The 610-nt window shown below is 42.3% G+C and carries 1 protein-coding gene; it reads right to left on the bottom strand.

The window, feature by feature from the left end; all coding sequences use genetic code 11:
• The coding region (locus DXD11_RS14650; RefSeq protein ID WP_243105889.1) for a tyrosine-type recombinase/integrase at positions 1-610 on the bottom strand (610 nt) is incomplete at both ends.

Genomic DNA, 610 nt, shown 5'->3' with positions numbered 1-610 from the left:
CATCCGGTCTTAAGCAGACAAAGGAGATTTCTTTGTAATCTGCCGGGACTTCCTGTGTTCCGGCAAGATGATAGTATTCATAATAGACTCTGTTCTTCACATGAACTTCTTTGTAGTAATTGCGGTGATATAATTCGCCATACTGCATCCGGTTTTTGAGTTGTTCCTTTCTGGCAGCTTTTAATATTTCAGTCAGAGTATCGCCAAAATCAACAATCCTTACTTTCTTCCGTTTCGTTGGTCCGATAATGTTTTTGTGTTTTATGCCGTCGTAGCGGATACTGCGTTTTATGGTCAGGCATTGTTCCTCAAGGTTAATGTCCTGCCATGTAAGACCACAGGTTTCTCCGATACGGAGCCCGGCATAATACGCAATCTGAATCGGCAGAATGGCAGGTGGGTTTTTCTTTTCCAGATACTTGATAAGTCGCTCGTAATCCTCGTGTGAAATCGGCTGTGTGCCTTCTTCCACTTCATCATCGGAAAAGAGGTCAACTTCCTCTGCCTGTCGTTTCAGTTTGATATATTGCATCGGATTGAAACTGATTAGTTGTTTTGGAAATACTGCAAAACGGAATGACTGCTGTAACACTGCGGAAAAAGAATGTAT

The organism is Coprococcus sp. TF11-13 (genome assembly GCF_003481085.1).
Lineage (GTDB): Bacteria > Bacillota > Clostridia > Lachnospirales > Lachnospiraceae > Coprococcus > Coprococcus aceti.
This window is presented reverse-complemented; position numbering and strand designations above follow the sequence as displayed.